Annotated in this window: 5 protein-coding genes; all 5 read right to left on the bottom strand. The window is 64.0% G+C overall.

What is annotated here, in order from left to right; translation table 11 throughout:
• Positions 1 to 73: 73 nt before the first annotated feature.
• The 5 genes from pgi to IRZ56_RS21400 all read right to left on the bottom strand — a co-directional run bounded on the left by pgi (position 74) and on the right by IRZ56_RS21400 (position 5,682).
• Positions 74 to 1,738: a glucose-6-phosphate isomerase gene (gene pgi, locus IRZ56_RS21420; protein ID WP_196146774.1), complete on the bottom strand. Its 1,665-nt coding sequence runs from the start codon at positions 1,736 to 1,738 to the stop codon at positions 74 to 76.
• A gap of 161 nt (positions 1,739 to 1,899) precedes the next feature.
• Positions 1,900 to 2,763 carry a pantoate--beta-alanine ligase gene (gene panC / locus IRZ56_RS21415; protein ID WP_196146773.1) on the bottom strand — a complete coding sequence of 288 codons (864 nt, stop codon included), beginning with the start codon at positions 2,761 to 2,763 and terminating at the stop codon, positions 1,900 to 1,902.
• Positions 2,760 to 3,560, bottom strand: a complete 801-nt coding sequence (panB, locus tag IRZ56_RS21410) for a 3-methyl-2-oxobutanoate hydroxymethyltransferase (RefSeq protein ID WP_196146772.1) — start codon at positions 3,558 to 3,560, stop codon at positions 2,760 to 2,762. The genes panC and panB overlap by 4 nt, the downstream gene beginning before the upstream one ends.
• A gap of 251 nt (positions 3,561 to 3,811) precedes the next feature.
• On the bottom strand, positions 3,812 to 4,291 hold the full coding sequence (gene folK / locus IRZ56_RS21405; RefSeq protein ID WP_196146771.1) for a 2-amino-4-hydroxy-6-hydroxymethyldihydropteridine diphosphokinase: 480 nt from the start codon (positions 4,289 to 4,291) through the stop codon (positions 3,812 to 3,814).
• A gap of 2 nt (positions 4,292 to 4,293) precedes the next feature.
• Positions 4,294 to 5,682: a polynucleotide adenylyltransferase PcnB gene (locus tag IRZ56_RS21400; protein WP_196146770.1), complete on the bottom strand. Its 1,389-nt coding sequence runs from the start codon at positions 5,680 to 5,682 to the stop codon at positions 4,294 to 4,296.
• Positions 5,683 to 6,136: the final 454 nt, after the last annotated feature.

Raw genomic sequence — 6,136 nt, 5'->3', positions numbered from 1 at the left:
AGCCGGCTCCCACACGTGCGAGTCTGCACCGGGGCGGGTGGGAGCCGGCTTGCCGGCGATTGGGCCTGTTGGTTCAGCCGCGGTGACGGCCGCGGAAGTAATTGATCAGGCCTTGGGTGGAGCCGTCTTCAGCGTTGTCTTCCAGGCTACCGACCAGGCGCTGGTACACGCCCTTGCCCAGTTCCTTGCCCAGCTCCACGCCCCATTGGTCGAAGGCGTTGATGCCCCAGACGACGCTCTGCACGAACACCTTGTGCTCATACATGGCCACCAGCGCTCCGAGGCGACGTGGGCTGATGCGCTCGACCACCAAGGTGTTGCTCGGGCGGTTGCCCGGGATCACCTTGTGCGGTGCGAGCTTCTCGATGTCCGCCTCGTTCAGGCCCTTGGCCCGCAGTTCGGCCTCGGCTTCCTCGCGGGTCTTGCCGAGCATCAGTGCCTGGCTTTGCGACAGGCAGTTGGCGTACAGCCATTGGTGGTGGTCGGCCACCGGGTTGAAGCTCACCACCGGCACGATGAAGTCCGCCGGAATCAGCTGGGTGCCTTGGTGTAGCAACTGGTGGTAGGCATGCTGGCCGTTGCAGCCGACACCGCCCCAGATCACCGGGCCGGTTTCGGTCTTCACTGGGGTGCCGTCCTGCAGCACGCTCTTGCCGTTGGATTCCATGTCCAACTGCTGCAAGTGCTTGGTGATGTTGCGCAGGTAGTGGTCGTACGGCAGGATCGCATGGCTCTGGGCGCCCCAGAAGTTGCCGTACCACACGCCCAGCAAGGCCAGTAGCACCGGCATGTTCTTCTCGAACGGAGTGTTCTGGAAGTGCTGGTCCATGGTGTAGGCACCGGACAGCAGCTCCTTGAAGTTGGCGGTGCCGATGGCCAGGGCGATCGGCAGGCCGATGGCCGACCACAGCGAGTAGCGCCCACCCACCCAGTCCCACATGGGGAAGATGTTCTCTTCGCGGATACCGAAGGCCACGGCGGCGGTCTTGTTGCTCGACACGGCGATGAAGTGGCGGTAGAGCTCGGCCTCGGAGCCGCCCTGAGCCAGGTACCAGGTGCGCGCGGCAGTGGCGTTCTTCAGGGTTTCGAGGGTGTTGAACGACTTCGACGAGACGATGAACAGCGTGGTCTCGGCGCGCAGGTTGGCCGACAGCTCGTGGAATTCGCTGCCGTCGATGTTCGCCAGGTAGTGGCAGCGCACGCCGCGCTGGGCATAGGGCAGCAGGGCTTCGGACACCAGCTCGGGGCCGAGGAACGAGCCGCCGATGCCGATGTTCACCACGTCGGTGATCGGCTTTTCGCTGTAGCCACGCCACAGGCCGTCATGGATGCGCCCCACCAGCTCGGTGATCTGATTGAGCACCTTGTGCACTTCGGGCATCACGTTGACGCCATTCACGCTCAGCTTGTCGCCCACCGGGCGGCGCAGGGCGGTATGCAGTACCGGGCGGCCTTCGGAGGCGTTGATGATCTCGCCGCTGAACATCGATTTGATCGCGTCCGCCAGGCCCACTTCATTGGCCAGGTTCACCAGCAGATCGCGGGTCTGCTCGGTGATCAGATTCTTCGAGTAGTCGAGGAACAGGCCGCAGCTGCTGAGGGAAAACTGGTCGAAGCGCTTGGGGTCGGCTGCGAAGGCTTCGCGCATGCTGAAACCTTGCATGGCGTCGCGGTGTTGCTGGAGCGCCTGCCAGGCGGGCAGCGCCGTCACATCGTGGGGAGTACGGTAATACGCCATTGCGGATGCTTTCCTTGGTGCGTGGTCTGGCCTTGGACATCAGGCCGTGGCTGCCAGTTGCAGGCCGGCCATCATTATAGGCATTGGCGGCGCGGGGGGAATGGGGAGCGGGGCGACGTGCGCCCCTTTTGAATTTCACTGAAAGCGCTTCGGACTACGCATCAAGCGGTCTTTTCGTCCAGGTGCACGTACAGGTTGTCGATCAACCGTGTCGTGCCCATGTACGCGGCGGCCAGCACCACCACATCGCGGTCATCGACCATCGCTGGGCGCAAGGTCAGGGCGTGGCGTACTTCCAGGTAGTCCGGGCGGAACCCTGCAGCCACCAGCTGAGCCTGGCCGTCGGCGATCAATGCGGGGAAATCACGCTGGCCCTTGCGAATGGCCTCGGCCATGGCGCTCAAGGTGCGGTACAGCGCAGGCGCGGCGGCACGCTGCTCCGGGCTCAGGTAACCATTGCGCGACGACAGCGCCAGGCCGTCTTCGGCACGCACGGTAGGCTCGCCGATGATCTGGATCGGCATGTTCAGGTCACGCACCATGGCGCGGATCACCGCCAGTTGCTGGTAGTCCTTTTCGCCGAACACGGCGAGGTCCGGTTGGACCATGTTGAACAACTTGCTGACCACCGTAGCCACGCCTTCGAAGTGCCCGGGACGGCTGGCGCCGCACAGGCCTTCGGACAGTTGCGGCACGCTGACGCGGGTCTGTACCGCCATGCCGTCGGGGTACATTTCTTCCACTCCCGGGGCGAACAGCAAGTGGCAGCCGGCCTGGAGCAGGCGCTCCTGGTCGGCGGCCAGGGTGCGCGGGTATTTATCCAGGTCTTCGCCGGCACCGAACTGCAGCGGGTTGACGAAGATACTGGCGACCACGAAATCGGCGCGCTGGGCCGCCTTGGTCACCAGCGCGGCATGGCCGCTGTGCAGGTTGCCCATGGTCGGCACGAAGCCGATCCGCTTGCCTTCGCCGCGGGCACGCGCCACGGCGGCGCGCAGTTCTCGGACGGTCTTGACTGTATTCATGCGCTGAACCCGTGTTCGCTGCCTGGGAAACTGACATCCTTGACCGCAGTGACGTAAGCGGCAAGGGCACCGTGGATGTCCGGCTGGCCGATCATGAAGTTCTTCACGAACTTCGGCACGCGGCCGCTCAGGGAAAGGCCGAGCATGTCGTGCAAGACCAGCACCTGCCCGTCGGTGGCGCTGCCAGCGCCGATGCCGATGACCGGGATGCTCACCGCTTGGGTGATTTCCGCTGCCAGTTCGCTGGGCACGCATTCGAGCAGCAGCATGGCCGCGCCGGCCTGTTCCAGGGCGATGGCGTCGGCGCGCATCTGCCGCGCCTGGGCTTCCTGGCGGCCCTGGACCTTGTAGCCCCCAAGGACATTGACCGACTGTGGCGTCAGGCCCATGTGCGCGCACACCGGCACGCCGCGCTCGGCCAGCATGCGGATGGTCTCGGCCAGCCAGGCGGCGCCCTCGAGCTTGATCATATGGGCGCCGGCCTGCATCAGGGTGGCGCAGTTGGCGAAGGCCTGTTCGGGCGTGGCATGGGCCATGAAGGGCAGGTCGGCGAGGATCAGCGCGCCGCTGTTGCCGCGCTTCACGCAGGCGGTGTGGTAGGCCATCTCGGCGGTCGTCACCGGCAGGGTGCTGTCATGGCCCTGCAGGACCATGCCCAGGGAGTCACCCACCAACAGTATTTCCACGCCGGCCTCGCTGGCGGCCTTGGCGAAGGTCGCGTCGTAGCAGGTCAGCATGGCGATTTTCTCACCCTTGGCCTTGAGGCCGTGCAGGGTGGTCAGGGTTACTTCAGGCATGTAGGAAATCCTCGTTCAGGCGCTGTGAAAAACGACTGCGTACAACGCGTGTAATCATCTTTCGGAGCGGCACATCATCGCGCGTGATGTTTGGGCACAGGTCCGTCCGAGCCTAAATCGGTCAATGAGGCGGCACTTTGGTGCCACGGGACGCCTATAGTCGTGAGCGAGGGGGGGGAAGTCAATCACCCTGTTACCGCATTGTTACGATCAGGGTGTTACTGGCGTTACCGTTGGCAGGAACGCCCGATTTACAGGCGTTCCAGGCCCACGAAGGGGCAGGCCTCGAGTAGTTGCGCCAGGCTGCGGCCGTCGGCAAGGCGGAAGTCGGCGGGCACCAGTTCGGCCAAAGGGTAGAGCACGAACGGGCGGGCCTGCATGTGATAGTGCGGCACTTTCAGGCGCGGCACGTCGATCACTGCTTCGCCGAACAACAGGATGTCCAGGTCGAGGGTGCGCGGGCCCCAGCGCTCCTTGCGCACCCGGCCCTGGTCGTTCTCGATGCCTTGCAGGGCATCGAGCAGGTCCAATGGCGCGAGGCCGGTGTCGAGGGCCGCTACTGCATTGGTGTAACGCGGCTGGCCAGGCAGCAGCGAATCGCTGGTGTACAGAGCCGAGGCCGCGGCCAGGCGGGTATCGGCGATCTGGTCCAGCGCCTGCAGGGCGCTGCGCAACTGTTCGGTGGGGGCGTCCAGGTTGCTACCCAGGCCGATATAGGCGCGCACCGTCATGCTCAGTCCCAGGCTTCGTCGTTGCTGCGCTTGCGTTTGCTGCCACTGCGCTTGCGCTTGCGTGGTGCGGCGCCGGAGGCGTCGTCACGGCTGCCCAGTTCGCGGATCATGTCGCGCCGCTCGCTGTCGTTGGCGTCCTGGTAGTCGGTCCACCATTGGCCCAGTTCATCGGTTTCCTCGCCAGCGCTTTCGCGAAGCAGCAGGAAGTCGTAGCCGGCGCGGAAGCGCGGGTTATCGAGCATCAGATCGGCACGCTTGCCGCTGCGGCGCGGCAGGCGTTCCTGCATGTCCCAGATCTCGCGGATCGGCAAGGTGAAGCGCTTGGGAATGGCGATGCGCTGGCATTGCTCGGCGATCAGGTCGTGGGCTGCACCGTTCATGGCCGGAATCGGCGGCACGCCTTGGCTTTGCAGGTACAGCGCGCGACCTGGCAGTGCTGGCCAGAGCAGGGCGGCGAACAGGAACGCCGGGGTGACCGGCTTGCCCTGCTTGACGCGCAGGTCGGTATTGGCCAGGGCCTGGCTGATCAGGGTATGGGTGTAGGTCGGGCGCTCTTCCAGCGCATGGGCACTGGCCGGGAACAGCGGGTCGAACAGTTGCAGGTCGACCAGCATCTCGAAGGTGATGGCGCCTTGGCCGGACAGGAACAGCTTGAGGCTTTCCTCGAACAGGCGTGCGGGCGGGATTTCGCGCAGCAGCGGCGCCAGCTCGCGAATTGGCTGCACGGTGTGCTTTTCGATGCCGAAGTCGAGCTTGGCGGCGAAACGCACGGCGCGCAGCATGCGCACGGGGTCTTCCTGGTAGCGCTGGGTCGGGTCGCCGATCAGGCGCAGCAGGCGATTGCGGATGTCATGCACGCCATTGGCGTAGTCGAGGATGCGCTCGCTGACCGGGTCGTAGTACAGGGCGTTGATGGTGAAGTCACGGCGCTGTGCGTCGTCCTCCAGCGTGCCGTACACGTTGTCGCGCAGAATTCGCCCGCTGGCGTTGTGCGACGAACGGTGGCTGTCGCCCTGGTCTTCTTCGGAATGGTGGGCACGGAAGGTCGCGACTTCGATGATCTCGCGGCCGAAATGCACATGGACCAGCTTGAAGCGCCGGCCGATGATCCTGGCATTGCGAAACTCGGCACGTACCTGTTCAGGGGTAGCGCTGGTGGCGACGTCGAAGTCCTTGGGGTTGATACCCAAAAGCAGGTCGCGCACGCAGCCACCGACCAGATAGGCCTGGTAACCGGCGCCTTGCAGGCGCTCGACGATGCTCACCGCGTGGCGGCTGAACTGGCTGCGCTGCAGCGAGTGCTGGCTCTTGTTGATCACTTCAGGCGTGGTGCGCCTGTGGTGTTGACCACGGAGGGGAGGGCGGAACGACTGGAACAGCTTCTTCAGCATGGGATGCACTGTTTGAAGGAATGTTCGGCCAAGAATAGGAGAATGGCCGCATGATGGGCGGGGATTCTAGCATTTACTCTGGGAATGGTGTAGGCGGTACGCCTGGGTGTCGCTGGCGGGCGGGAGAAACGACATGGGGAGCCGAAGCTCCCCAGGAAAGTCGTTGCGTGCTCTTATTGTTTTTCTGCCGGGCTTCTTGTTTTTGTTGAATGCCCTGCCCACAAATCTCGAAGCTTGTGGACGACCCCCAACCCGGGGGTGAAGAGCAAACGGATTGCTTTGGTCGCTGATGTTATGCTGATCAACCGATCCAACCAGTTCAGGCGCTGCTTTTTAGTGCAGTTTTTGTTGTTCTCTGCCTGGCTGTGGGGCAAGCCCCAAACACAACTCCTCTCCAAAAGAATCAGTTAGCTGCGCCTCCGCCGTCTTGTTTTTATTGTGCGTGAGCCGTTTC

The sequence above is a fragment of the Pseudomonas guariconensis genome, assembly GCF_015680235.1.
Taxonomy (GTDB): Bacteria; Pseudomonadota; Gammaproteobacteria; order Pseudomonadales; family Pseudomonadaceae; genus Aquipseudomonas; species Aquipseudomonas guariconensis_A.
Note: the sequence above shows the minus strand (reverse complement) of the source record. Positions and strands in the feature narration are given on the sequence as shown.